Annotated in this window: 23 protein-coding genes, 1 tRNA gene and 1 pseudogene; 10 read left to right on the top strand and 15 right to left on the bottom strand. The window is 65.3% G+C overall.

The genetic code is table 11. From position 1 onward, the window contains the following. A partial coding sequence (locus U1E69_RS00630; protein ID WP_322242084.1) for a 3-deoxy-D-manno-octulosonic acid transferase occupies window positions 1–1,247 on the bottom strand: 1,247 nt, incomplete at its 3' end. A 4-nt stretch (window positions 1,248–1,251) separates the two neighbouring features. Continuing rightward, window positions 1,252–1,497: a DUF4170 domain-containing protein gene (locus tag U1E69_RS00625; RefSeq protein ID WP_295078415.1), complete on the bottom strand. Its 246-nt coding sequence runs from the start codon at window positions 1,495–1,497 to the stop codon at window positions 1,252–1,254. Between the two features lie 172 nt (window positions 1,498–1,669). Between U1E69_RS00625 and U1E69_RS00620 the strand changes: the two genes are divergently transcribed. From U1E69_RS00620 to U1E69_RS00610, 3 genes are read left to right on the top strand one after another with little or no spacing between them, the layout of a single operon-like run. Continuing rightward, complete coding sequence (locus tag U1E69_RS00620; RefSeq protein WP_322242082.1) at window positions 1,670–2,551, top strand: SPFH domain-containing protein; 882 nt, start codon at window positions 1,670–1,672, stop codon at window positions 2,549–2,551. 1 nt (window position 2,552) lies between these two features. Beyond that, complete coding sequence (locus U1E69_RS00615) at window positions 2,553–2,834, top strand: hypothetical protein (RefSeq protein ID WP_322242081.1); 282 nt, start codon at window positions 2,553–2,555, stop codon at window positions 2,832–2,834. A gap of 7 nt (window positions 2,835–2,841) precedes the next feature. Continuing rightward, complete coding sequence (locus U1E69_RS00610) at window positions 2,842–3,300, top strand: NUDIX hydrolase (RefSeq protein WP_322242079.1); 459 nt, start codon at window positions 2,842–2,844, stop codon at window positions 3,298–3,300. A 6-nt stretch (window positions 3,301–3,306) separates the two neighbouring features. Here the strand turns inward: U1E69_RS00610 and U1E69_RS00605 are convergent, their stop codons facing one another. Next, the gene (locus U1E69_RS00605) at window positions 3,307–4,326 is read right to left on the bottom strand and encodes a LacI family DNA-binding transcriptional regulator (RefSeq protein WP_322242077.1); all 1,020 of its coding nucleotides are present in this window, start codon (window positions 4,324–4,326) and stop codon (window positions 3,307–3,309) included. A gap of 248 nt (window positions 4,327–4,574) precedes the next feature. On the opposite strand from U1E69_RS00605, the gene U1E69_RS00600 reads away from it, so the two are divergent. Continuing rightward, window positions 4,575–4,650: transfer RNA gene (locus tag U1E69_RS00600), tRNA-Arg, on the top strand. A gap of 67 nt (window positions 4,651–4,717) precedes the next feature. Then, on the top strand, window positions 4,718–6,082 hold the full coding sequence (locus U1E69_RS00595) for an FGGY-family carbohydrate kinase (RefSeq protein WP_322242076.1): 1,365 nt from the start codon (window positions 4,718–4,720) through the stop codon (window positions 6,080–6,082). Window positions 6,083–6,139: 57 nt separating this feature from the next. Here the strand turns inward: U1E69_RS00595 and rhaM are convergent, their stop codons facing one another. From rhaM to U1E69_RS00565, 6 genes are all read right to left on the bottom strand, one after another. Then, window positions 6,140–6,457: an L-rhamnose mutarotase gene (gene rhaM / locus U1E69_RS00590; protein WP_322242075.1), complete on the bottom strand. Its 318-nt coding sequence runs from the start codon at window positions 6,455–6,457 to the stop codon at window positions 6,140–6,142. Further along, window positions 6,454–7,410, bottom strand: coding sequence for an ABC transporter permease (locus tag U1E69_RS00585; protein WP_322242074.1), 957 nt, complete (start codon window positions 7,408–7,410; stop codon window positions 6,454–6,456). Before U1E69_RS00585 ends, rhaM begins: the two co-directional genes overlap by 4 nt. After that, the gene (locus U1E69_RS00580) at window positions 7,407–8,411 is read right to left on the bottom strand and encodes an ABC transporter permease (RefSeq protein ID WP_322242073.1); all 1,005 of its coding nucleotides are present in this window, start codon (window positions 8,409–8,411) and stop codon (window positions 7,407–7,409) included. The genes U1E69_RS00585 and U1E69_RS00580 overlap by 4 nt, the downstream gene beginning before the upstream one ends. A gap of 154 nt (window positions 8,412–8,565) precedes the next feature. Next, a complete protein-coding gene (locus U1E69_RS00575; protein WP_322242072.1) occupies window positions 8,566–10,077 on the bottom strand; it encodes a sugar ABC transporter ATP-binding protein in 1,512 nt (503 codons plus the stop codon). A 66-nt stretch (window positions 10,078–10,143) separates the two neighbouring features. Then, window positions 10,144–11,193, bottom strand: coding sequence for a substrate-binding domain-containing protein (locus U1E69_RS00570; protein ID WP_322242070.1), 1,050 nt, complete (start codon window positions 11,191–11,193; stop codon window positions 10,144–10,146). A 40-nt stretch (window positions 11,194–11,233) separates the two neighbouring features. Then, a complete protein-coding gene (locus U1E69_RS00565; RefSeq protein ID WP_322242069.1) occupies window positions 11,234–12,061 on the bottom strand; it encodes a DeoR/GlpR family DNA-binding transcription regulator in 828 nt (275 codons plus the stop codon). Between the two features lie 130 nt (window positions 12,062–12,191). Here U1E69_RS00565 and U1E69_RS00560 point away from each other — a divergent pair, with 130 nt between their 5' ends. Genes U1E69_RS00560 through U1E69_RS00540 form a run of 5 tightly spaced genes read left to right on the top strand, consistent with a single transcriptional unit; the run spans window position 12,192 to window position 19,668 of the window. Next, window positions 12,192–14,261 (top strand): bifunctional rhamnulose-1-phosphate aldolase/short-chain dehydrogenase, encoded by a 2,070-nt coding sequence (locus U1E69_RS00560; protein ID WP_322242068.1) that lies wholly within the window; start codon window positions 12,192–12,194, stop codon window positions 14,259–14,261. 9 nt (window positions 14,262–14,270) lie between these two features. Beyond that, on the top strand, window positions 14,271–15,557 hold the full coding sequence (gene rhaI, locus U1E69_RS00555) for an L-rhamnose catabolism isomerase (protein ID WP_322242067.1): 1,287 nt from the start codon (window positions 14,271–14,273) through the stop codon (window positions 15,555–15,557). A gap of 27 nt (window positions 15,558–15,584) precedes the next feature. Then, the gene (locus U1E69_RS00550; protein ID WP_322242065.1) at window positions 15,585–16,640 is read left to right on the top strand and encodes a DUF4037 domain-containing protein; all 1,056 of its coding nucleotides are present in this window, start codon (window positions 15,585–15,587) and stop codon (window positions 16,638–16,640) included. After that, window positions 16,637–17,623, top strand: a complete 987-nt coding sequence (locus U1E69_RS00545; protein ID WP_322242064.1) for a uroporphyrinogen decarboxylase family protein — start codon at window positions 16,637–16,639, stop codon at window positions 17,621–17,623. The genes U1E69_RS00550 and U1E69_RS00545 overlap by 4 nt, the downstream gene beginning before the upstream one ends. After that, window positions 17,623–19,668 carry a hypothetical protein gene (locus tag U1E69_RS00540; RefSeq protein WP_322242063.1) on the top strand — a complete coding sequence of 682 codons (2,046 nt, stop codon included), beginning with the start codon at window positions 17,623–17,625 and terminating at the stop codon, window positions 19,666–19,668. The genes U1E69_RS00545 and U1E69_RS00540 overlap by 1 nt, the downstream gene beginning before the upstream one ends. Here U1E69_RS00540 and gyrB read toward each other — a convergent pair. The 6 genes and pseudogenes from gyrB to U1E69_RS00510 all read right to left on the bottom strand — a co-directional run. Next, complete coding sequence (gene gyrB / locus U1E69_RS00535) at window positions 19,665–22,115, bottom strand: DNA topoisomerase (ATP-hydrolyzing) subunit B (protein WP_322242062.1); 2,451 nt, start codon at window positions 22,113–22,115, stop codon at window positions 19,665–19,667. The genes U1E69_RS00540 and gyrB overlap by 4 nt on opposite strands. Window positions 22,116–22,196: 81 nt before the next feature. Beyond that, complete coding sequence (locus tag U1E69_RS00530; protein WP_322242061.1) at window positions 22,197–22,817, bottom strand: LysE family translocator; 621 nt, start codon at window positions 22,815–22,817, stop codon at window positions 22,197–22,199. A gap of 9 nt (window positions 22,818–22,826) precedes the next feature. Continuing rightward, window positions 22,827–23,354 carry a GNAT family N-acetyltransferase gene (locus tag U1E69_RS00525; RefSeq protein ID WP_322242059.1) on the bottom strand — a complete coding sequence of 176 codons (528 nt, stop codon included), beginning with the start codon at window positions 23,352–23,354 and terminating at the stop codon, window positions 22,827–22,829. Continuing rightward, window positions 23,351–24,442, bottom strand: a complete 1,092-nt coding sequence (gene recF / locus U1E69_RS00520; protein WP_322242057.1) for a DNA replication/repair protein RecF — start codon at window positions 24,440–24,442, stop codon at window positions 23,351–23,353. The genes U1E69_RS00525 and recF overlap by 4 nt, the downstream gene beginning before the upstream one ends. 35 nt (window positions 24,443–24,477) lie before the next feature. Next, window positions 24,478–25,596 (bottom strand): annotated as a pseudogene (gene dnaN, locus U1E69_RS00515) (DNA polymerase III subunit beta). A gap of 184 nt (window positions 25,597–25,780) precedes the next feature. After that, window positions 25,781–26,020 (bottom strand): helix-turn-helix domain-containing protein (locus U1E69_RS00510; protein WP_322242056.1); only part of this gene is annotated, 240 nt, incomplete at its 5' end.

The raw sequence follows: 26,020 nt of genomic DNA, 5'->3' as shown, positions 1-26,020 counted from the left end.
ACAAGCTTGTGTGGGCCCGGGGCTCGGCCATCAGCGACGCGGGCGGTGTAGTCGGTCAGCTTGGCGCGGTCGGCCTCGACCATGGCCAGCAGCGACTGGAAGGCGCCCCAGTCCAGCTCGACCGCGAAATGGCTGTACGCCTCGCCCACCCGTCCCTCCGGGTCGGCGAGCGCCATGCGGGCCAGCGCGTCCCCCAGATCGGTGACCGAGGCCACGGCCCGCGTCGCCCGCGCCGCACCCAGACGGCCGAAGATCGGCCCCGAAGACCCGGTCCGCGGCCCATGCAGGATGGCCGAGCCAAGGGCCGCTGCCTCCATCGGGTCGCGGGTCGGGCCCTTGCCCAGCAGGCTGCCGCCCAGAAAGCAGACCGGGGCCAGCCGATACCAAAGGCCATATTCGGCCGGATTGTCGGCCACGAAAACCTCGATATCGGCCTCGGGCTCTTCCTCCAGCGCGCGCTGAGCGACGGCGCAGCCCTCGGCCTCAAGCTGACGGGCCAGGGGGGCGGCGCGCGTCGGGTCCTCGGGCATCAGGATCATCAGCAGGCGGTGCGAATGCTGCAAGGCCATGCGATGCGCCTGCAGGACCGCGCTTTCCTCGGCCTCGGTGACACCAGCGGCGAACCAGACCGGCCGTGCCGCCAAAAGCTTCGCCAGGGCCGACCGCTCGGTCTCGGGCGCGGGCAGGACGACGGTGTCTTCCTCCATCCGGCCGGTCACGGCCACCGCCGACAGCGCAGCCCCACCCTTGCGGAATGCCCGCGCTGCCGCCTCGTCCACCGCCATGATCAGCCGGAACCGCGCCAGGGCCGAGCGCATCAGGCCGGGATACCAGCCGTCCCTTTCCCGCAGGAACACCGGCGTGCGCCCGTTCACCACCAGCATCGGGATCTTCCGCTCGGACGCTTCATGCATCACCGCCGGGCGCACCTGCCCACCGGCAAACAGCGCAATTTCGGGCCGCCAATGATCGAGGAAGGACCGGGCCTCTGCGGGGCTGTCGGCGGGGGGCGGCTGGACCAGGACCCCGGGCGGGGCGGCGATCTCGCCCGGAAGGGTCAGAAGGACCGGAACGCCGTCCTCATCGACCAGACGGCGGGCAAGCGCCTGCATCGGGCTGACCGACGCTTCGTCAGGGGCATGCAACCACACCAGCCGACCCGCGGGCCGCGGCGGACGGACCTGCCCCTCGGCCTGCTCGCGCCGCTGGCCAAGGTTGTACAGCGTCAGGCCCAGGGAGGACGGCATGGGGTCAGTCGCCCAGCTCCTCGGTTGCCGATCCGGGCTTCGCCTCGTCGCGCAACCGGTGGATATGGGCGATGAAATAGCGCATGTGGGCGTTGTCCACGGTGCGCTGCGCCTCGGCCTTCCAGGCCGAAAACGCGCTTTCATAGTTCGGGAACATCCCGACGATATGGATCTGGCCCACGTCGCGGAAGACGTTGGTCTGGGGGTCCACCAGCTCGCCACCGAAGACGAGATGCAGGCGCTGGGTCATGGTCGGCTCCATATCGAGATTGGGGGGCATGCGATCGCGGGGACCCTATCCGCTTCGCCCACCGGGGGGAAGATGCGGCCGTATCGGGCCGGGGGTCTTGCGCTGCGGGGCATGAAGGGCAACATTACGCCGGGGCGCGGGATGCGCCGGAATTGTAATGAGGGGGTTTTACGTGGACATCCAAGACCTTATCGGCTGGCCGCTGGTCTATATCTTCATCGCTCTGTTCATCATCATCTCGATTTTCCTGGGGGTCCGCATCGTTCCCCAGTCCGAAAAGCACGTGGTGGAACGCTTTGGCCGGTTGCGGTCGGTGCTTGGGCCGGGGATCAACTTCCTGGTCCCGTTCCTGGACCGGATCGCCCACAAGGTGTCGGTCCTGGAACGCCAGCTGCCCACCGCCAGCCAGGACGCCATCACCGCCGACAACGTGCTGGTCAAGGTCGAGACCAGCGTCTTCTACCGCGTGACGGAGCCCGAAAAGACCGTCTACCGCATCCGGGACGTCGATGGCGCCATTGCCACGACGGTGGCCGGGATCGTCCGGTCCGAGATCGGCAAGCTGGAGCTTGACCAGGTCCAGTCCAACCGCGCGCAGCTGATCGAGCGTGTGCGCGAGCAGGTGACGGCGATGGTCGACGACTGGGGCGTCGAGGTGACCCGGGCCGAAATCCTGGACGTGAACCTGGACGAAGCGACGCGGTCGGCGATGCTGCAGCAGCTGAACGCGGAACGCGCGCGGCGCGCTCAGGTGATGGAGGCCGAGGGCAAGAAGCGCGCCGTGGAACTTGCCGCCGACGCCGATCTCTATGCGGCCGAGCAGCAGGCCAAGGCCAAGCGGGTCACGGCGGACGCCGAGGCTTATGCGACGGGCGTGATCGCCGAGACCATCAAGGAAAGTGGCCTGGAAGCCGCGCAATACCAGGTCGCGCTGAAGCAGGTCGAGGCGATGCAGGCCATCGCGTCGGGCCAGGGCAAGCAGACGATCCTGCTGCCGGCGGCCCTGCTGGAATCCTTCGGGGATGCATTCAAGATGCTGAAAGGACGGCCGTGACATGCTGACTTCGCTTGTCGGAACCTGGTGGGCCTGGGTCGTCCTGGGCTTCGCGCTTGGCGTGCTGGAGATCCTGGCGCCCGGCTACATCTTCCTGGGCTTCGCCATCGGTGCGATCGTCACCGGCGCGCTGGTCGGCTTTGGCATCCCCGCCGGGATGCCCGCGCTGATCCTGATCTTCGCGGTGGTTTCGGTGGTGGCCTGGCTGGTGCTGCGCCGGGTGGTTGGGGTGCGCGAGGGGCAGGTGAAGCTTTGGGACCGCGACATCAACGATAACCCGTGACCCGGTAATGGATTTCACCGGGGCCAAGGCGGCCTTGTTCTGCGGGGCCTCGGTGCTGGTCTACCTTCGCGACGAAAATCCGGGCCTGCGCTGGCCCGGCCTTTGGGACCTGCCAGGCGGTGGGCGCGAGGATCGGGAAAGCCCGGAGGACTGCCTTCTGCGCGAGTTGGAGGAAGAGTTCGGGCTGCGCCTTTCAGCGGACAGACTGGTCTGGCGGCGGGTCTTTCCGTCGATGGTCGAAACGGGGCGGACATCGATCTTCTTCGGGGGTTGGCTGTCGCAGCAAGAGGTCGCCTCGGTCCGCTTCGGGGACGAGGGGCAGGGGTGGGAGCTGATGTCGGTCGAGCAGTTTCTGGGCCACCCGCTTGGGGTGCCAGAGATGCAGCGGCGGGCTGGCATCGTGTGGTCGGACCTAGGTCCGCATCGTGGGGTGCGCGACAGCGCACCTTCGGACAGTGCGCAGTAGCGCACCCTACGCCCGACGGATCGTGTCGCCGGGTTCAAGCGTCGGGAACAGTTCCTCGACCTGGCTGGCCTGCGGGGCTTCGGCGATGATCCTTGCAGCCTTCTTGCCGATCTCAAGACGGCAGGCGTCCATTGTCGCCAGCTTCCGCGGAAGACCGTCCAGCAGTTCCACCCCGTTGAACCCGGCCAGACCGATGCGACCGGGAACGTCCAGGCCCTGAGCCAGGCAGTACAGCAGCCCCCCTGCCCCGATCATGTCATTGGAATAGTACAGAAAGTCGACGTCCAGCGTGCGGTTCAACACGGTGGCGGTCATCTCGCGGCCCTTCAACAGGGCAGAGCCGCCCGAGTAGTATTCGCGGTCCACCAGCGTCAGACCGGCTTTGCCCAAGGCTTCTTCAAACCCTTCCAACCGCTTCTTGGCGCGAAAGTCGTTCGGCATCTGCGTGCCCAGGAAGGCGATCTTGCGGTAGCCTGCGGCAATGATCGTCTCGGCCATCTGCCGCCCGGCGCGGCGGTGCGAGATGCCGACGGCGTGGTTGATGGGATCACCGTCGATGTCCATGATCTCGACGATGGGGATGCCCGCGCGGCCCAGCATGGCGCGGGCGGCGGCAGAGTGTTCGAGGCCCGCGATGATCATGCCCGAGGGACGCCAGGACAGCATCTCGTAGATGACGGATTCCTCGCGGTCGGGCAGGTAGTTGGTCACGCCGACGACGGGTTGCAGGCCGGTGCCGTCCAGGGTTTCGGAAATGCCGGTCATCACTTCGGGGAAGACCATGTTTGACAGGGACGGGATCACCACGCCGACAAGGTTCACCCGCTGGCTGGCCAAGGCGCCGGCGATCTTGTTCGGGACATAGCCCAGAGCGCGGGCGGCTTCGAGCACCTTCTCGCGGGTCGGGGCCGAGACATCGCCGCGGTTGCGCAGGACCCGGCTGACGGTCATTTCGCTGACCCCCGACGCCTCGGACACGTCGCGGAGGGTCAGGGTGTGGCGCGGGTCGGGGGTGGGCTTGGTCAAGGGACGTTTCCGTTTCTGCCTGTCTCTTGTTAGCGCCAAAGAGAAGGCTTGTCCAAGCTGGTTTCGTCTGCTAATGTTACCGCTAACAGCCATCCTGTGCTGGCCATATCTGGCGCGTCCTGCAAGCTCTCAAACTGGACGCGACGGACCAAAGGGGGGGTAGTGGGCCAAAACTTGCCTCCCCTTTTCATTTCCGACAGTTGAATTGCCGCGCGTTTCGTCGCATGACGAAGCAGGTCCAGACACGGGGCCCCGTAGCTCAGGGGATAGAGCGGCCGCCTCCTAAGCGGCAGGTCGATGGTTCGAATCCATCCGGGGTCACCATCGTGACGCTTCCTTCCTTAAAATCAGTCGGATAGGCTTTACCTTGGGAACACCGGGGGACAGGCGGATGCGGCGGATTGCGGTGCTGGATATCGGCAAGACCAATGCCAAGGTGCTGATCGTGGACCTTGCCACGGGGGCCGAAGAGGTGCTGGCGCGCACCCCGAACGCGGTGGTGCGGGACGGTCCTTATCCGCATCATGATCTGGACATGCTGTGGGATTTCGCGCTGTCCGGTTTGCGGTTGGCGGCAGAGCGGGGGGTCGACGCAGTGTCGATCACCACGCATGGGGCGGCCTGCGTGCTGGTCGATGCGGAAGGCGGGTTGGCGCTGCCGATGCTGGATTATGAGCATGACGGGCCGGACCTTCTGGCCGCCGCGTATGACGCGGTGCGGCCGGGGTTTGCCGAGACGGGATCGCCGCGTCTGCCGGTGGGGCTGAACCTTGGGGCGCAGGTGTTCTGGCTGTCTCGCGCCTTCCCGGCTGAGTTTGCGCGGGTCAGGAATGTGCTGATGCTGGCGCAGTACTGGGCGTTCCGGTTGTCGGGGGTGGCTGTCAGCGAGGCGACCTCGCTTGGGTGCCATACGGATCTGTGGAACCCTTGGGAGGGACGGTTTTCGTCGTTGGTGTCGCGGATGGGCTGGGAGGGGGTGTTCCCGCCGGTGCGGAAGGCGGCGGATGTGCTGGGGCCGGTTTTGCCTGCGGTGGCGGAGGCGACGGGGTTGGCTTTGGGGACTCCGGTGCTGTGCGGGATCCATGACTCCAACGCGTCGCTGGTGCCGCATTTGGGCGAGGCTCCGTGCGGGGTCTTGTCGACGGGGACCTGGATGATCGTGATGGCTTTGGGGGGCCGGGCGGTGGAATTGGATGCCAGCCGCGACGTGCTGGTGAACGTGAACGCTTTGGGTCAGCCGGTGCCGACGGCGCGGTTCATGGGCGGGCGGGAGATGGAGGAGATCATGGGGGGGCGGATTGTGGAGCCTTCGGACGGTGATCTTCTTGGCGTTCTGGAGGGCCGCGTGATGGCGATGCCGAGCTTGCATCCTGGGACGGGGCCGTTTCCTGGGAAGCGGTTCGGATGGGCTGGTGGCGAGCCGGAGGGCGGGGCGCGGATGGCGGCGGCGTCGTTCTATGCGGCGCTGATGGGGGCGGAGTGTTTGGCGCTGGCGGGAGCCGAGGGTCCGGTGATCGTGGAGGGGGCGTTTGGGGGGAACCTCGCGTTCCTGCGGATGCTGGCGACGGCGACGGGGCGGGTGGTTCGCGGATCGGGTCAGGGGGCAGGGACGGGGCTGGGGGCGGCGCTGCTGGCGGGGCCGTTGGAGGCGGAGGGCGTCGTGGCGGTTGAGGTTCGTCCCGAGGCGGACCCGCTCTGGACCGGATATGTGGGCGCGTGGCGGGAGGCGGTGGCGCGCTGGACGGCTCCTCGATGACTTCGTCACTCGTCGCGGGCGGTCAGCGAGGAGGAGACGAAGTCGAACGAGGAGCGGTCAGGGGAGGAAGAACGTCTCGGCCAGCGGGATCGCGATGGGGGAGCCGTCGGGGTTTGTGGCCATGATGTCGCCCATGTAAGCCCACCATTTCTTCATGACGGGATGGTTGGGCAGGTCGTCCATCGTATGGTCGTTGCGGCGTTCGAGGTAGCCGAAGAGGGTGTTCGTCTCCCGGTCCAGGTGGATCGAGTAGTTCGAGATGCCTGCTTCGTGGAGAAGGTCCACCAGCTCGGGCCAGATCTCGTGGTGGCGGCGGGTGTATTCGGCCTCCATGCCTGCGTTGAGGCGCATCTTGAAGGCGTGGCGTTGCATCATGCGTCCTTTCTTTTCCGGGCTTTGAAGTCGGACAGAAGGTTCGGCAGCAGGACCGAGGCGATGAGGAGGATGCCGATGACTCCGGTCTGCATGTGGCCGGTGATGTTCATCAGACCCATGCCGTTGCGCAGGTTCAGGATGATCAGGATCGACAGGAAAACGCCCACCATGCTGCCTTTGCCGCCGAAGATGCTGACGCCTCCGAGAAGAACCATCGTGATGATGTCGAGTTCGAACCCGAAGGCGGTGTCGCCGCGGACCGAGCCGAGGCGGGCGGCGTAGAGGAGGCCGCAGAGGGCGGAGATCAGCGCGGAGAGAAGGAAGAGCACGGTTTTGACGCGGGCGACGTTGAGGCCGGAGAAGCGGGCGACTTCGGCGTTGGTGCCGATCACGATGACCTGCCGCCCGAAGGAGGAGCGGTGGAGGGTCATGCCGAGGATCAGGAGGAGGATGAAGAACAGGAGCATGGCGAGGGGGATCGGGCCGATCAGGCCCTTTTGGCCAAGGTCGGTGAACCAGGTCGGGAAGTCGCCGAGGGAGTTGTCGGTCACAAGGACCCGGGCAAGGCCGCGGAAGCCGATCAGCATGGCGAGAGTGACGACAAGGGACGGGATGCCGACGCGGGCGATGAGGACGGCGTTGACCATTCCGACGACCAGACCGGCGGCGAGGCAGATCAGGATGGCGAGGCCCCCCGGCATTCCGGCGTTGACGAGGTAGCCGAAGAGGGCGGCGGAGAGGCCCATGATCGAGGCGACGGAGAGGTCGATCTCGGCGTTGATGATGACGAGGGTCATGATCAGGGCGACGATGATCTTCTCGATCGAGAGCTGGAAGAGGTTGATCTGGTTCTGCACCGTCAGGAATTCCGGCGCGAAGCTGGCGTTGAGGGCGAGGGTGCAGAGGAAGACGGCGAGGAGGCCGGTTTCCCAGGGGGTGAGGAATTTGGTCATTCGGTGCCCCCTTTGCGCATGCGGGTCAGTTGGCGGCTGGCAAGCGTGTCGAGGGTGACGGCGGCCATGATGAGGCCTCCCAGCAGCGCGTCGCGCCAGAACTCGGAGACGACGGCCCAGCGGGTGAGCGAGTTGTCGATGGTGTCCACAAGGAGGGCGCCCATCAGGACGCCGATCATCGAGCCGGAGCCGCCCATGATCGAGACCCCGCCGACGACGACAGCGGCGATGGCCTTGAGTTCGTAGCCAAGGCCCGCGACGACGGTGATGTTGCCGAACTTCGCCAGGAACAGGAAGCCGGAGAGGCCGGCGAAAGCTCCGCTAAGGATGAAGGCGGTGAGGATGACGCGGTTGGCGTTGATCCCGGCCATGAGCGCGGCGTCGGGGTTGGAGCCGACGGCGTAGAAGCGGCGGGCGGGGCGGTAGAAGGTGAGCGCGAGGCCGGTCACCAGCACGGCGGCGAGGGCGAGGAGGACGGTGACGCGGATGTCGAGGGCGCCTATGGAGAAGGCGTTGGCCGAGGGGAGGTCGACCAGCCATTGCGGCAGGCTGGCGGTGGTGATGGTCTTGGCGTCGGACCATTCGACAAGGAAGCTGCGGAAAAGCGCGAGGGTGCCAAGGGTGACGATGATCGAGGGCACGCGGCCCCAGGCGATGAGGAGGCCGTTTATGGCTCCGAGTCCCGCGCCGAGGGCCATGCAGAAGAGGACGGCGAGGATGGGGTGGAGGTCGGGGTGGTGGCTCAGAAGCTGCCCGGCCATGTAGGCGACGACGCCCATCATCGAACCTGCGGAGAGGTCGATATTGCGCGTCATGATGACGATGGCCTGGCCCACCGCGATGGGCAGGACCACGGCGGCGGAGGTGCTGATCCGGCTGAACATGCGGGGGGAGAGGTAGCCCTCGATCTGGGTGGCGAAGAAGAGGATCGTCGCGAGGAGGGCGAGGCCGAGCGCGAGGAGGCGCAGGGTTTGCGGCGAGGCGCGGGTGAGGAGTGTCATGCGTGGCCCCCGGTCGGGGCGGTTGTTGAATGGAGCGCTGACGCGCAAGTCTTTTGTCTCGCCTCTTTGCACGTGAAGGACGTGCAAAGGGGCTCGGCGTGCCTCCGGCGGGGATACTTGGGGACAGATGAAATGGTAAGGGTTCGGCGCGCGGTCATGCGGCGGGTCTTTCAATGGTGGCTTGCCCGGCGGCCATGGCGATGACGCGTTCCTGGGTGGCCTCTTCGATGGGGATGATGCCAGCCTGGCGGCCCTCACGCATGACGAGGACGCGGTCGGCGAGGGCCAGGACCTCGGGCAGGTCGGAGGAGATGACGAGGATCGCGACGCCTTCGGTGGCCAGTTGGCGGATGATGGCGTGGACCTCGGCCTTGGCGCCGACGTCGATGCCGCGGGTGGGTTCGTCGAAGATCAGGACGCGGGGTTTGGTTTCCAGCCACTTGGCCAGCATCACCTTCTGCTGGTTGCCGCCGGAGAGTTTGCCGACCTCGATCAGCGTATCGGCGGCGCGGATGGCGAGACGCTTGCGGTAGGTTTCGGCCATTGCGGCCTCGGCCTGGCGGTCGATGAGGCCGAAGGGTTTGAGGAGTTTCTTGAGGGAGGCCAGCGAGATGTTGGCGAAGATCGGGAGGGGCATGGCGAGGCCAAGCTTGCGGCGGTCTTCGGAGACATAGGCGATCCCGAGGTCCATCGCCTGCTGGGGGGTGGTGATGCGGACTTCTTTCCCGGCAAGGGCGATGGTGCCTTCGGTTGCTGGCGAAATGCCGAAGAGGGAGAGGGCGACATCGGTGCGGCGGGCGCCGACGAGACCGGCAAAGCAGAGGACCTCGCCTTTGTGGAGGTCGAAGGTGATGCCTTGGAAGACGCCTGCAAGGCCGAGGTCTTTCACCGAGAGGAGAGTTTCGCCATGCGGGTTGGCGGCGGTCTTGACGGCAAAGCTTTCCAGCGCGCGACCGACCATGTCTTTCACCAGGCCATCTTCGGTGACCTCGGCGATGGGTTTGGTGCTGATGTGCTGGCCGTCGCGGATCACGGTGACGCGGTCGGCGATGCGGAAGATCTCGTCCAGGCGGTGGGAGATGTAGATGACGGCGACGCCTTGCGCCTTCAGCGCGCGGGCGATGTCGAGGAGGCGGGCGACTTCGTGGGCGGAGAGGCTCGCGGTCGGTTCGTCCATGATGAGGACTTTGACCTTCAGGGACAGCGCGCGGGCGATTTCCACGGTCTGCTGTTCGGCCAAGGTGAGGCCGGAGGCGGCGCGGCGGACGTCGAGTTTGACGCCCAACGGGGAGATCAGCGCTTCGGCCTCGGCGTAGATCTCGGACCAGCGCATGATGCGGCCCTTGGATCGGTTCGAGATGAAGATGTTCTCGGCGACGTTGAGGTCGGGGAAAACCATCGGCTCCTGGTAGATCGCGGCGATGCCGGCGTCTTGGGCGGATTGCGTGGATTTGAGGGTGACCGGCTGGCCGTCGACGCGGATGGTGCCGGTGTCGGGCTGGTGGACGCCGGTCATGATCTTGATGAGCGTGGATTTCCCCGCGCCGTTTTCGCCGACGATGGCGTGGACCTCGCCCGGCAGGACGGCAAGCGACATGTCCTTCAGCGCCTGGGTGGCGGCGAAGGATTTGGACAGGCCGAGGAGTTCCAGGACCGGCTGGGTCATGGGGATTTCCGATTGAAGGAAGGGGAAGGGGGCCGCGCTTGGGCGACCCCCAGGGAGCAAAGCGCCTTAGTTGGCGGCGGCTTCGACGTTGTCCTTGGTGTAGACCGTGAACGGCCCCATCAGGATACGCTTGGCCCCGGCGCGGCCCGGGTCTTCCTCGATCTTGAAGGTACCCATGCGGCCTGCGGTGAACTCTTCGCCGACTTCACCTTTGATCGCTCCGGTGGCGAGGGCGTAGGACGCCTGGTAGGTCAGGTAGCCAAGGTCGACAAAGCTCCACAGCGCGAACTGGGGGGCGCAGCCGTTCATGGTGTAGCTGACCATTTCGGCGGGCAGGCCGAGGCCGGAGACCTTGACCTTTTCGCACAGGCCCTCGTCCTGCATGGCCTTGGCGGCGGCGACGATGCCGACGGTGGTGGGGGCCATGATGACCTTGAGGTCGGGATACTTGTCCACGAGGCCAAGGGCCTTGTTGTAGGATTCTTCCGACTGGTCGTTGCCATAGACGACGTCGACCAGCTTCAGGTCCTTGTACTTGGCGTCCGAGGCCATCGTGCCCTTCATCGCTTCGATCCAGGCGTTCTGGTTCGAGGCATCGGGGGAGGCCGACAGGATCGCGACTTCACCAGCGCCACCGGCAAGGTCAAAGGCCATATCGGCCATCACGACGCCGATGGAACCGAAGTCGACCTGAGCCACGAAGAAGGCTTCGCCCGCGCCGTTCGGGATCGGGCTGTCCCAGGTCACGACCTTGGTGCCCGCAGCGGCAGCGGCTTCGGCAGCGGGGGCGATCTGGTCACCCGCGTTGTTCGACAGCATGACGACGTGCTGCTTTTGCGTGGTGGCAGTCGTCAGCATCTCGATCTGGCCGGCGGCCGAGTTTTCCGGGGTCGGGCCGATGAATTCGAGCTTGCCGGTCGAGCCAAGCTCGGCCGCGGCTTCCTGCGCGCCCCGGTTGGCCTGGTCGAAGGGCAGGATGCCGAGGAATTTCGGCAAGAGGACAGCGTTGACCTCTTGTCCCGGCGTTGCGGTGACGGCTTCTGCGAACGCGGTCGAGCCCATCAGGCTGGCCGCAAGACCTGCCGCAAGGGCAAGGCCGGAAAGTTTCATCATCATTGGTCGTCTCCTCCCGTTTGTTATGCCTGCCGTGCCCTCCTCAGGCGGCGGTCAGGACCTTCGCTTTACTTGGGTCGATCAGGATCACTTCGACACCCAGTTGTCTCAGGTGATCCAGCATGTGGGGTGGCGCGCCCGTGTCGGTGACCAGCGTGGTGACGCGGGTCAGGGGGCAGACCACCATGTTGCCGCGCGCCTCGAACTTGGAGCTGTCGGCGACGACAATCAGGTTTTCGGTGCGGGTCAGAAGCTTGGCTTCGGCCCTGGCCACCAGCGGGTCGCTTTCGATGATGCCAAGGGGCGTGATCGAATAGCAGGACATGAACATCTTCGACGCGGCGAAGTGCTGGATCGCGTCTTCGTCGAAGGGGGAAAGGATGATCCCGGCCTCACGGTACAATTCCCCGCCCGGCAGGACGACGCGGTTCATTGAATGGGCGATAAGCTCCTGCGCGATGGGGAAAGAGTTGGTCAGGACCTGCATCCGGTGCTGGCGCAGGTATTGCGCCATGAACCAGGTGGTGGAGCCTGCGTTCAGGATGATCGAGTCGCCGTCCTGGCATAGGTTGGCCGCGCCCTGGGCCACGGCCTGCTTGAGATCGGCGTTCAGCGTCTGGCTGGCGTCGAAGCTGGGCGCGGTCAGCGGGGTCTGGCCGGAGGCGACGGATTCCGCCCCGCCGTGGACACGCCGCAGCTGGCCGGAATCCTCAAGCTTCGCGAGGTCCCGGCGCAGGGTGGCGACTGAGGCGCCGGTGACGCCCACCAGGTCGGCGACGCGGACAATGCCGCGGTCCCGCAGGCGGGTCAGGATCAGCTGCCATCTTTCGCGTTCGTGCATCATGGCGGGAAGGCTGTCAGAATCGCTCATATCCGTCAACAAACAATCGCAATGCTGCATTGCGGAAAGGTCTCTGCGGTGCAGAATGGCGTTTCATGATTGACTGTGAGCGTTTCGTCCCTATCCTTGGCCCCAAATCCTTTAGCCAAAGTCCGGACCGATGACCCAGGAAATCACCCTCAAGTCCCTGTGGGACGACGCTTACGCCGCCACTTTGGACGAGCCGGGGAGGCTTCTCTACCGGTCGAACCTGCTGGGATCGGACCTGCGAATCACGAACTTCGGGGGTGGGAACACCAGCGCCAAGGTCACGCATAAGGACCCGCTTTCCGGCGAGGATGTGCAGGTTCTGTGGGTCAAGGGCTCGGGCGGGGACATTGGCTCGATGAAGCTGGACGGGTTCGCGACCCTTTACATGACCAAGCTGATGCAGCTTCGGGCGCAGTATCGCGGGCTGGACCAGGAAGACGCGATGGTCGAGGCCTTGGGGCACACGATCTTCAACCTGAACCCGCGCGCGCCGTCGATTGACACCTGGCTGCACGGGTTTGTCCCGATGGCGCACGTGGACCACGTCCATTCCGACGCGGTGATCGCGATTGCGGCTTCGGCGGATCAGGTGCGGCTGACGGAGGAGATTTTCGGGGGTGAGCTCGGGTATCTGCCCTGGCAGCGGCCGGGGATTGATCTCGGGATCAAGCTGGGCCAGATGGCGGAGGAGAACCCGAAGCTGAAGGGCGTGGTGCTCGGGCAGCATGGGCTGTTCACTTGGGCGGACACGGCGAAGGACTGCTATCTGCTGACGTTGGCGATGATCAACAAAGCTGCGGTCTGGCTGGACGCGAACGTGAAGCGGCCGGTGTTTGGCGGCGAGAAGGTGGCTTCTTTGGCCGCCGAGGACCGGAAAGCCACGGCGCGGCGGCTGATGCCACTGATCCGGGGGCGGATTTCCGGGGGCGCGCATATGGTCGGGCATTTCACCGATGCACCGGAGGTGCTGGAGTTTGTGAACTCTCATTCGCTTTCGGATCTGGCGCCGATGGGGACGTCTTGCCCCGACCACTTCCTGCGGACGAAGATCAAGCCTTTGGTCGTTCCGGCGGATGCCGACGCGGCGGCGTTGGACGGGTTGATTGCCGGGTATCGGGCGGACTATGCGGCCTACTATGACCGCTGCAAACGCCCCAACTCCCCCGCGATGCGCGACCCGAATGCGGTGATCTACCTGGTGCCCGGCGTGGGGATGCTGTCCTTCGCCAAGGACAAGGCGACGGCCCGGGTGTCGGCCGAGTTCTACGTCAACGCGATCAACGTGATGCGGGGGTCTTCGGGCGTCTCGCAATATCAGGGCCTGCCGGAGCAAGAGGCGTTCGACATCGAATACTGGCTTCTGGAAGAGGCCAAGCTGCAGCGGATGCCGAAGCCGAAGGCGATGCAGGGCCGGGTTGCCTTCATCACTGGCGGGGCAGGCGGGATCGGGTCGGCCTCGGCGGAACGGCTGCTGCGGGAAGGCTGCAATGTGGTGCTGGCCGACATCGACCAGACGGCTTTGGATGAGGTCGTCAGCGGTTTTGGCAAGCGCTACGGGCGCGACATGGTGCGCGGAGTGGTGATGGATGTGACCTCCGAAGCGGCGGTCATCGCAGCGGTGGAGTACACTGTGGCCGAATATGGCGGGCTGGACGTGCTGGTGAACAACGCCGGGATCACCAGTGCGGCGGCGGTCGAGGACACGACCCTCGCCATGTGGAACAAGACGATGGACATCCTGTCGACCGGCTATTTCCTGGTGGGGCGTGAGGGCTATCGCGTTCTGAAGGCTCAGGGAATCGGCGGGTCGATGGTGTTCATCTCTTCGAAGAACGGGGTGGCGGCGTCGCCCGGGGCATCGGCCTATTGCACAGCCAAGGCGGCAGAAATTCACCTCGCGCGCTGTATGGCGCTGGAGGGCGCTCCGCTGGGGATAAGGGTCAACGTGGTGAACCCGGATGCGGTGCTGCGCGGGTCGAAGATCTGGAAGGGCGAGTGGTCGGAGCAGCGCGCGGCGTCGAACAAGATCGCGGTCAGCGAGCTTGAGGAGCACTACCGCAAGCGCAGCCTGTTGCAGCGGTCGGTCTTTCCGGAGGACATCGCCGAGGGGGTCTACTTCTTCGCCTCGGACGTATCGAACAAATCGACGGGCAATTTCCTGAACGTGGACGCGGGCAATGCCGTGTCCTTCACGCGCTAGGGGGCGGGTATGCTGGTTTCCGAGGATCTGGTCGGGTCGCTGAATGACGCTGCACGGGTTGCGCATGAGGATGAGTTTGGCGCTTTGGGGCGGAAGCTTCAGCGCCGGGGTGTTGACATCGAGGCCGTGGTGGCCCGTGCGATGGCCTGGTCTGTCGCGGTGCCGACCTGGGGCGTCGGGACCGGCGGCACGCGGTTCGCGCGGTTTCCGGGTCGCGGAGAACCGCGGAACATCCACGACAAGCTGGCCGATTGCGGCGTGATCCAGCAGCTGACGCGGGGGACGCGGACGGTCAGCCCGCATATCCCGTGGGACAAGGTTTCGGACTACAACGCGCTGCGGCAAGAGGCGGCGCAGTATGGTCTCGGGTTCGATGCGGTGAACTCCAACACCTTCCAGGACCAGGTGGATCAGTCGCTGTCCTACCGCTATGGATCTTTGGCGAACGCCCGTTCGGATATCCGCGCGCAGGCCGTGGCGCACAACATCGAATGCATCAAGATCGGGAAGGCGCTTGGGGCCCCTGCCCTGACGGTCTGGATCGGCGACGGGACGAACTTTGCCGGGCAGCAGAGCCTGTCGAAGATGTTCGAGAACTACCTGTCGGCGATGGAAGAGGTCTATGCCGCCCTGCCCCCATCGATGGCGATGTTCATCGAACACAAGATGTATGAACCGGCGTTCTACTCGACGGTGATCAGCGATTGGGGTTCGTCGCTGATGGCCGCACAAGCCCTTGGGCCGCAAGCGAAATGTCTCGTGGACCTTGGGCACCATGCACCCAATGTGAACATCGAGCAGATCGTCGCGCGGCTGGTGCATGTGGGGCGGCTGGCGGGGTTCCACTTCAACGATTCGAAGTATGGCGATGACGATCTGGACGCGGGCTCGGTGGAGCCGTTCCGGCTGTTCCTGGTCTTCAATGAACTGGTCGAGGCAGAGTTGCGCGGGGCCAAGGGTTTTGCGCCTAGCTACATGATCGACCAGAGCCACAACGTGACGGACCCGATCGAAAGCCTGATGGGGTCGGCGGTGGAAATCGCGCGGGCCTATGTGCAGGCGTCGTTGGTGGACCGTGCGGCTTTGGCGCAAGCGCAGGAAGCCAACGACGTGATGGCCGCGCATCGCACGCTGAAAACCGGGTTCCTGACCGATGTTTCGCCGATCCTGGCCGAGGCGCGGATGCGGCAGGGCGGGGCTTACGACCCCATCGCCGCCTACCGGGCCAGCGGATACCGCGACCGGGTGGCGAAGGAGCGGCCCGAGGTGAAGGGGTCCTCGTCCGGCATCGTCTGAAATCACGCCGGAGGGGAGGCCGGTTGGATGGAACAGCACTCGATCATCGACGAAAGCCATGCCTTCTGGGATGAGGTGGTGCATCCGTTCCTTGCAGCGCGGTTTCCGGCCGAGACGGCGCAGATGGCGGCAGGGGTCTTCGGCTATGGGTCCGAAGTGCTGCGGCTGGATGACGAGTATTCCACGGACCACCACTTCGGGCTGCGGGTGAATGTGCTGTTACCCGAGGGGCTGATGGCCTCACGCGGGGCAGCGATTGAGGATGCGCTGGCGGAGGGGCTGCCGCAGGTCTGGCTCGGGCGGGAACTGCGGGAGGGGTATACCCGGACCAAGGGCGTGGCGCTGGGGTCGCTGGAACATCACCTGCGGTCAACCATCGGGCTGGACGCTCCGCCGAACAGTCATTCACAATGGCTGGCGATCCCCGAGGAAGACATGTTGCATGTCGTCGCCGGTGAGGTCTGGCATGATCCCTCCGGCCGGTTTTCTGCGGTGCGGGAGGCGCTTGGGGCCTACTATCCCGAGGAGGTTCGCCTGCGGCGGCTGGCGCATTGGTGCCGGTATTTCAGCGGCATGGGGGTCTATGCGCTGAAGCGGGCCTTGCTGCGCGACAACGAACTTTACGCCAACACCACCTTTGCCCGCAGCTTGCGCTGGGGGGTGCAGATGGCGTTCCTGCTGGACCGGCAATACTACCCTTACGACAAATGGCTCACGGTGATGTTCCGTCGCCTGCCCCGGATGGGCGCGCGGTTGGCGGCAATTGTCCAGGAAGCTCCAAAGCTTAGCACCAGTTGGGAGCGGAAGCTGGAGCTTCTGCACCAGATGTCGGACGTGCTGGATCAGGCGATGGTCGAGGACGGCCTGATCGCGCCGCATCCGCGTTACAAGGTTTCGGCAACTTCGGGCTACCGATTGCTGGAGTCGGCATATGCCGAGCTGATCCGCAAATGCCCGGCCGAGATCCGGGGCATCGTTCCGCAGTGGGAGCAGGTGCATTGGGAGGGGTTCCACTCCGAATTCGTCGCGGGGGTGGGGCTGGAGGATTGGCGGCGGATGCTGCTTTTGGAGGAATGCGAATGAACGGTTATGAACGCGTGATGGCGACGTTGAACCACAAGCCGGTGGACCGCACGCCCATCGACTGCTGGCTGTACCAGAAGCAGTTCCTGGAGCGGCTGGAGGCCGACTACGGCCCGCGCGAGAAGTTCATCGAGGAGTTCGGGATCGACGTCTTCGTGGGCCTGATGCCCTTCCCGAACCAGCACGGCCGGAAGTTCGACATTCATGAGTTGGCCGATGTGCAGCTGGAGGACCCGAAGCATCCGAAGTGGCTGAACTTCACCGACTGGAACTACGATTTCGGTGGCACCAACATCGCCACCGCGATCCGCGACCACAAGGGCAAGCGCTGCGTGCTGGCGCATTGCTGGGGGATGGTGGAGGGGACGTCGAGCTTTCTCGGGATCGAGAATTGCTGGATGAACCTGGGCGGCAACCCGCAGCTGATGGCGAATTTCTTCGACCGCTATGCCGACTGGATGTGCATCCAGGTCGACCAGATGATCGAAGCCGGGGTGGACATGATGACCCTTTCCGACGACTGGGGGTCGAACGGGACGATGCTGTTTTCGCCGAAGTCCTGGCGGGCGCTGATCAAGCCCTATGCGATGCGGGTGGTGCAGCACGCAAGATCCAGGGGGATGCCGGTCAACCTGCATTCGGACGGCTACATCCTGCAGGTCGTCGATGACATCATCGAGATGGGCTACACCTCGTGGCATCCGGTGCAGGAAAGCGCTGGGATCAACCCGCGCGAGGTCAAGGAAAAGTGGGGGGACAAGATCACCATCTACGGGTCCTTGGACGTGATCGACGGCCTGCTGAAGTACGACGGTGAGGAGTTGGACGAGTATATCACCGAACGCTTTGGTATCTACGCGCCGGGCGGGGGGTTCATCTTCAACGGCGGGCACTTCATCCAGCCGGACATTCCTCCGCTGCGGCTGGTCCGGGCGTATCGGTTGGTGAACAAGCTGGCCGCGCAGTACGGGACGCTGCAGTAGTGGCCGATGCCAACGGGTCATTGAAAGCGCCTGACGGGGCAGTCTGGGTCGGACCGGCACATCCGTTTGACCTGCGCGATGCCTATGTGAACTTTCGTGCGGATATTGTGCTGGAAACGGTCCCGTCGAAGGCCATACTGCGGCTCACGGCGGACAGCCGCTACCGGTTGTGGGTCAACGGGGTCTTCATCGGGCGCGGACCCGAGCGGTCCTGGCCCGCGTCGATGGCCGTAGATGAACGTTTGATCATGAATCTGCGTCCGGGAATGAACCGGATTGCGGTGCAAGTCTATTCGCCCGGCCATTCGCACTTCGCCTACGTCCATCGCGGCGCTTGCGGGCTGATGGGTTGGTTGGAGACGGATGGTGAGGTGGCCCTGACCACGGGTCCGCATTGGAAGGCGCGGCGGGACTGGTCGTGGTCGGATCGGGTCGAGCGGGTCTCTATCTACGGCACAGGTGTCGAGGATCAGAACCTTTGTCTGGCCGAGAGCTGGCTGGAAACGGAGACCCTGGGTTGGGACCCGGCACGGGTGGTGCAGGGCGCAACGGGCCCGATCTGGCAGGGCCTGCGGCCCCGTGCGACCGCGCTTCCGGTCGAAGAGGTGCAGACGCTGGACGCGCCTTGGCAGGTGCGGGTTGGCCCGGCGGTTGCTGCCTCTGCCGACCCGCATCTAGATTTGCGAAAAGCCTTTTCAGTCTGCCAATCGGCCGCCGCGCCCGCTTTGCTGACGTCCGGGACGCAGGGCATCTGGATCTTCGACCTTGGCGAAAGCCGCTCTTGTCTGGGTGGTGTCGAACTGACAGCGGCGGGCGGAGAGCGGCTGCTGATCTCTTACGCCGAGAAGCTGCGGCAGGGTGACCTGCTGCTGCCGGACCCCGACACCTATTGCCGGATGCGCACGACGGACCGCTTCACGCTGCGCCCCGGGCGGCAGGTTGTGGAGGGCTTCACACCCCGCGGCGCGCGCTATCTGGTCTTTGCGCTGGAAGGGGGCGGGGTTGCGGCCGAGCCGAAATTCCATGTGCGCTTGCCAGTAACACCGGTGGTGGAACGGCCCCTGCCCCGGCTGGACCCAAGACTGCAAGGCGTGGCCAGGATGTGCCGCCGGACGGTCCTGAACTGCCTGCAGGACGGGTTTGTCGACGGGGTCTGGCGGGAAAGCAGTCTTTGGCTGGGCGACGCAGTGGCGCAGGATTGGGCGCTGCGGGCGATCTCGGACGATCCGCGTCCGCTGGTGTTTGCCATCGACATGGCGGCGGAGGGGGCCGATGCGGAGGGGTTGTTGCCATCTGTGCTGCCCGGCGAAGTCCCGGCCTATGCAGTGACGGATTACAATTTCTCTTGGGTGGAACTGCTGGCAGGATGCGCGACGCATCCCGGCGTGGCCGAGCCGGAGGCCGTCTGGCAGCGGCATTGGGGGACATTGACCCGGATGCTGGAGCGGATGGCTTTGGCGCGCGGGCCGGACGGGTTGCTGCGCAATCCTCCGGGGCGACGGTTGTTCCTGGACTGGTCACCGATGAGCCGGGCAGAGCCGAACCTGACGCTGAACCTCCGCTATCTGCATGCGCTGCAGCTGGCGGCGGGAATGGCAGAGCGGGTGGGGCGGACGGCGGATTGGACTGCCGCGGCCCGCGAGTTGGCCTGTGCGTTGCAAGGGCACAAGGCGCCGGACGGCTGGCGGGAAAGCCCGGATGGCGAACCTGCAAGCCAGCTTGGGCTGGCGTTGCTTGTCTTGACCGGGATGGTCCAAGGTGATGCGGCGGTGGCCCTTGCGACGCGCGTCGTCGCCCGCTCACTGGACCTGCGGGATGAGCCGCTGGTCGGTCAGCCCGCGCTGGCCAGCCCCTTCATGCACCACTATCTTTTCCTTGCGCTTCAAAGCCTTGGACGTCGCCCAGACATCCACGCCATCATTTCCGCCCGCTGGGGCCGCTGGGTGCAGGAAGGCCTGTCGACCACGCCCGAGAACTGGTCGATCGACTTTCCCGACGGGTCGGCCTGCCACGGATTTTCTGCACACCCGCTGGGGTGGCTTTAGAAGTCCAGGTGTTCCACCGACAGGGCGTTCTGCTGGATGAACTCGCGCCGGGGTTCGACGACGTCGCCCATCAGCTTGGAGAAGATGTCGTCGGCGTCGGCCAGATCGTCGACCTTGACCTGCAAGAGGGTACGGGCTTCGGGGTCGAGGGTGGTTTCCCACAGCTGGCTGGGGTTCATCTCGCCCAGACCCTTGTAGCGCTGCAGGGTCAGGCCCTTTTCACCCTCGGCCAGGATGGATTTCAGAAGGTCAATGGGACCGTGAATCGCCTGCTCGCGGTCCTTGCGGACAAGGCGGGCGGGGTCGCGGTAGAGGTCACGGGTCTGACCGGCCACCTGGGACAGGCGCCGCGCCTCGCCCGACCGGAGGACAGCGCCGTCCAGCGTCCGCAGCTCTTCGACGCCGCGCAGGATGCGGGACAGACGGATGCCGTGGTCCTGAGTGATGCGGCCGGACCAGCCACGCTCGAACTCTTGCGCGATCATGTTCAGGCGGCGGGCGACCGTGTCGGCGACGGCCTGAAGGTCGGCGTCGGCCTTGCCCGGATCGAAGGCCCCGGCAAGAGCTGCCTGTTCCAGGATCGGGCGGGGGTAATGGGTCGGGAAGGCATCCAGAACCCGGCGGAACTGGCGCGCGGCCTCGACCACGCGGGCAAGGTCGTTCCCGGCAATTTCCTGGCCGTCGGTCAGGCGCAGGACGGCCCCCTCCGTGCCCATGTCGATCAGGTAATCCTCAAGCGCGGCCTGGTCCTTGAGATAGACCTCGGACTTGCCGCGGGCGACTTTGTACAGCGGCGGCTGGGCGATGTAGAGGTAACCCCCCTCGATCAGCTGGGGCATCTGGCGGAAGAAGAAGGTCAGCAGAAGCGTCCGGATATGTGCGCCGTCAACGTCGGCGTCGGTCATGATGACGACCTTGTGGTAGCGCAGCTTCTTGATGTCGAACTCATCCCGGCCGATGCCGGTGCCAAGCGCGGTGATCAGGGTCCCGATTTCCTGGCTGCCCAGCATGCGGTCAAAGCGGGCGCGTTCCACGTTCAGGATCTTGCCGCGCAACGGAAGGACGGCCTGGTTTGACCGGCTGCGTCCCTGCTTGGCGGAACCACCGGCGCTGTCACCCTCGACCAGGAACAGTTCGGACTTGGCGGGATCGCGCTCCTGGCAGTCTGCCAGCTTGCCGGGCAGCGAGGCGACGTCCAGCGCGGTCTTGCGCCGGGTCAGTTCGCGGGCCTTCCGGGCGGCCTCACGGGCGAGCGCCGCCTCGATGATCTTGCCAACGATGATCCTTGCAGGACCTGGATTTTCCTCGAACCATTCGGACAGCTTTTCGTTCACCAGGTTCTCGACCGCAGGCCGCACCTCGGAGCTGACGAGCTTGTCCTTGGTCTGGCTGGAGAATTTCGGGTCTGGCACCTTGACCGACAGCACGCAGGTCAGGCCCTCGCGCGCGTCGTCGCCGGTGAAGTCGATCTTCTCGCGCTTGGCGATGCCCGAGGATTGCGCATATCCGGTGATCGTGCGGGTCAAGGCGCCCCGGAAACCAGCCAGGTGGGTGCCGCCATCGCGCTGCGGGATGTTGTTTGTGAACGGTAGTACGTTTTCGTGGTAGCTGTCGTTCCACCACATCGCAACTTCGACGCCGATGCCGTTCTTTTCGCCAACCATGTAGATCGGTTCGGCCATCACCGATGACTTGGACCGGTCGATGTACTTGACGAATTCCCGCACGCCGCCTTCATAGAAGAGCTCGATCTTCTGCGGTTCGGCGTGGCGTTCGTCTTCCAGGACGATCCGCACGCCAGAGTTCAGGAAGGCCAGCTCGCGCAGGCGGTGTTCCAGCGTCTTGAAGCTGTATTCCAGGTTCGAGAACGTGCCTTCGGGCCGGTTGCTCTTGGCGCTGGCCAAAAAGCGGACCATCGTGCCCTTCTTGCCGGGGGCAGGGCCCACCTCGTGCACGTGGACAACACAATCGCCATCCTCGAACCGGGCGCGGTATTCCATGTCGTTGCGCCAGACCGTCAGTTCAAGCCATTCCGACAGCGCATTGACGACCGAGACGCCCACGCCGTGCAGACCGCCCGAGACCTTGTAGGCGTTGCCGCCTTCGTCCGTGTTGTTGAATTTCCCGCCGGCGTGCAGCTGGGTCATGATGACCTCGGCCGCCGAAACGCCTTCCTCCTGGTGGATGTCGACCGGGATGCCGCGGCCGTTGTCGCGCACCGAAACGCTGTCGTCGGCGTGGATGATCACCGCCACTTCGGTCGCGTGCCCGGCCAGCGCTTCGTCGATGCCATTGTCCACGACCTCATACACCATGTGGTGCAGGCCCGACCCGTCGTCGGTGTCGCCGATATACATGCCGGGGCGTTTGCGAACCGCCTCCAACCCTTTGAGAACCTTGATCGAATCGGCGCCATAGGTGGCGTTGTTCTTGGGCTGGTCAGCCATGCGTGGGGAACCCTGATCGTTACGCGCGATTTATAGCGTTTCGGGGCGGGATTGTCACCCCTTGGCCACAAGATTTGGTGGTCAGGTGAAGGGGATGACCAGCCCGACGCCGATCAGCAGAATGCCGGACCCGATGTTCAGCCGACGCATCGCCTGCGGGCTGGACAGAAGCCTGCGCGCCCGGTCCAGGAACCACGCAAGTGCAAGGTTCCCCAGCATGGGGATCAAGGCCGAGATCAGCAGGATCGCCGCGATGTCCGGTGCCGTGACGCGGGACAGGTCGAAGAAACCCGGCAGCACGCCCATGTAGAACAGGATCGCCTTGGGGTTGCCGATCACGGCGGCGACTCCGACGGCGAACCCGGCCCAGGCCCCCGGTCGGGTCAGTCGGCTGTCAGCGTCGATGGCGGCGGCGGGCTTGCGGATCAGCAGGATGCCCATGATCAGGAAGACGGCCGCAGCGATCCAGCGCAAGGCGGCCAGGAAGCCTCCGTACATCGACAGGACCCAGCTGAGCCCGAAAATCGCGGCCAGGGGCCAGATCAGGTCACCCAGGGCCACGCCGATGGCCAGGGGCCAGGCCCCGCGCATCCCGAAGGCCAGCGCCCGGGCAGTCAACGCAACCCAAACCGGGCCGGGCACGGCCCAGAGGGCAGCCATGCCAAGCGCGTAGAGCCAAAGTTCCCAAAGCGTGACGGTCATGACTGCGCTTTAGAATAAGCCGCCAAGAAGGTCGAGGGGCTTGGTGTCGTCCCAACATTCTGTCCCGATATCAAGGACTTGCAGGTGGTCCTCGGGCCGGTCCCGGTGCAGATCGCCGCTGCGCGCCCCGGTGAGGTCAAGGTAGGTGAGCGGGTTCCGGACGGGTCGGAAGCCTGCGGCGGGGTAAAGCTTCGCGGTACCAAAGAGGAGGACATGCTGCGCAGGGGACTGCCGCGCGGCGGCGATTGCGGCCTGCAGAAGCGTTGCGGCATGGCCCTGGCCCCGGTGGTCGGGGTCAGTGGCGACATCGGCGATCCCAGCGATGGAGATCAGGTCTTCGCCCAACCGGACCGCGCGCAGTTGCACGGCGAGATGGGCCGTGATGCCGTCCTGCCGGACCACGTGACGCCAGCTGTGACGGGTCTGAAAGAAGCTGCGGCCGCCGAAATCAGTGGAAAAGCAACGCGCCAGGAGGGCGGCAATCGCGGCCTCATCCCCGTTTGTGAGCAAATGTTCAGGAATGGTCTCGACTGTCATGGCTCCACCTGCGAAATGCCGTCCTGATCCAGGATGCGAAGGGTCCGCCCGCGGGGCCCGAGGGCGGTGAAAAGCTCAGGCTCGGTGCCGGTCATCAGGGCCTGGGCCTGTAGCGCACAGATCTCGTCGTAAAGCGCGGCGCGGCGGTGTTCGTCCAAGTGGGCGGCGACCTCGTCCAGCAGCAGGATCGGCGCACGGCCAAGGTCCTGCGCCAGCGCGCGGGCATTGGCGAGGATCAGGCTGATGAGAAGCGCCTTCTGCTCGCCGGTCGAACACTGGTCGGCGGGGACGTCCTTCGCCGCATAGCGGGCCTGCAGGTCAGCACGGTGCGGCCCGACAAGGGTGCGCCCGGCGGCAATGTCACGGCGGCGGCCTTCGGCCAGCGCCAGGGCAAGGTCGGCGGGCTCGTCCGCACCTTCTGGCCCGGTCAGCGTCAATTCGGCAGAGGGAAAGGCGCTGGCCGGATCGGCCGCGGCGGCGATGCGGGCAATGGTTGCACGGCGATGGCGGGTGATGGCCTCTCCGGCCTCGGACATCTGGGATTCGAGGGCGGAATACCAGTGCGCGTCGGTCACCTGATCCTTGATCAGCCGGTTCCGATCGCGCATCGCCTTTTCGTATATGAGCGAGTGTTCGGCATGCTCCGGGAAGAAGGACAGCGTCATGCGATCCAGGAAGCGGCGGCGGCCCTCGGCGGCCTCGATCCAGAGGCGGTCCATCGCCGGGACCAGCCAGAGCACGCGCAGGATACGCCCCAGGCTGGCTTGCGTCGCGGCCTTTCCGTCAATTCGGACCTGCCGCGCCTCGCCAGGCTCCGCCCAGGTCTCCAGGTCATGCGCGGCAGTGAGGCCCTGGACGGTGGCGGCGATCTTCCAGCCCAAAGCCTCGGGCTTGCGAGCGAGGTCTTCGGCGGCAGCGCGTCTTAGCCCCCTGCCCGGCGAAAGAAGCGAGACAGCCTCCAGGATATTGGTCTTGCCCGCGCCGTTGGGTCCGACGATGGCGACGGGGCGACCGTCAAATGCCAGCCGCGTCACCCGGTGGCTGCGGAAATGCGTGAGCGCAAGGGTTTCGATCGCCAGACCGCCCACCGGACTTCCCTTTCAGTTCCGTCGCTTAAGGTCGGTCAGACCCGCATCGGCATGACGACATAGACGGCCGAAAGGTCATTGCCTTCACGCATCAGCGTGGGGTCGGCAGCGGAATTGAACAGGAAGACGGCATTCTCGCGGTCGACCTGGCTGGCGATTTCCAGCAGGTACTTGGCGTTGAAGCCGATCTCCAGCCGCTCGTCACCATAGGCCACGGCCAGTTCTTCCTCGGCGGCGCCCGAATCAGGAGAGTTCACCGACAGGATAAGCCGGTCTTCCTCCAGCGACAGCTTCACGGCGCGGGACCGTTCCGAGGAAACGGTCGCCACGCGGTCCACGGCCTTGGCGAATTCAGACGCGTCGACTTCCAGCTTGCGGGTGTTCCCCGTGGGAATGACGCGGGTGTAGTCCGGGAAGGTGCCGTCGATGACCTTGGAGGTCAGGGTGATCACCGGCGTGGCAAAGCGAACTTTCGTTTCGGAAACCGAGACGGCGATCGTTGCTTCGTCATCGTCCAGCAGCTTGCGCAGCTCGCCCACCGTCTTGCGGGGCACGATTACTCCGGGCATTCCGTCAGCCCCTTCGGGCAAGGGCGCGTCGATCCGGGCCAGGCGGTGGCCATCGGTCGCGACGCAGCGCAGGACCTTGCCGGATTCGCCCTAGCTGACATGCATGTAGACGCCGTTCAGATAGTAGCGCGTTTCCTCGGTCGATATCGCGAACTGGGTGCGATCGATCAGCCGCTTCACGTCGGCGGCGCCGAGCGTGAACGAATGGGTCATGTCGCCTGCGGCGAGGTCCGGGAAGTCGCTTTCCGGCAGCGTCTGCAGGGTGAAGCGCGAGCGGCCAGCGCGAATGGCGAGGACGGCGCGATCGCCGGTCGCCTCGAGCACGATCTGCGAGCCCTCGGGCAGCTTGCGCACGATGTCGTACAGCATATGCGCCGGTACGGTGGTGGAGCCGGCGGTCCCGACTTCGGCGGCCAGCGTCTCGGTGATTTCGAGGTCGAGGTCAGTGGCCTTCAGGCTGAGGCGTGCATTTTCGGGCCGCAGCAGGACGTTGCCGAGGATGGGGATGGTGTTGCGTCGTTCGACGACGCGATGGACATGGCCCAGCGACTTGAGGAGTTGCGCGCGCTCGACGGTGACCTTCATTACCCAAACCCGCTCGATCAATTGATGAGCCGCAGCCTCGGATCGAGATGCCGCGGCGACTTGTTGGCGGGTTCCGAATACCCGCCGAGGGGTTCGCAGGGTGGCGCGGATGCGCGTCGAGTGCAAGGCTTCCACCCCGCACCCGGCGCATTTTCACAACGATTTCCTGAGTTTCTTACTGCTTCTAGTCCTGCAGCAGCCGCTTCAGCAGTTCGACCTCTTCGGCCAGCGTGTTGTCCTTGTTGACCAGTGCCTCGATCTTGCGCACCGCGTGCAGAACCGTGGTGTGGTCCCGGCCGCCGAACCTGCGGCCGATCTCCGGCAGCGAGCGCAGTGTCAGGGTCTTGGACAGATACATCGCCACCTGGCGCGGTCTGACCACGTTGGCGGTCCGGCGCGACGACAGCAGGTCGGAGCGGCTGAC

Origin of the sequence: Tabrizicola sp. (assembly GCF_034366665.1) — a bacterium.
Classification (GTDB): Bacteria; Pseudomonadota; Alphaproteobacteria; order Rhodobacterales; family Rhodobacteraceae; genus Tabrizicola.
The sequence above is the reverse complement of the archived record's forward strand: the minus strand, read 5'-3'. Positions and strand labels throughout refer to the sequence as shown.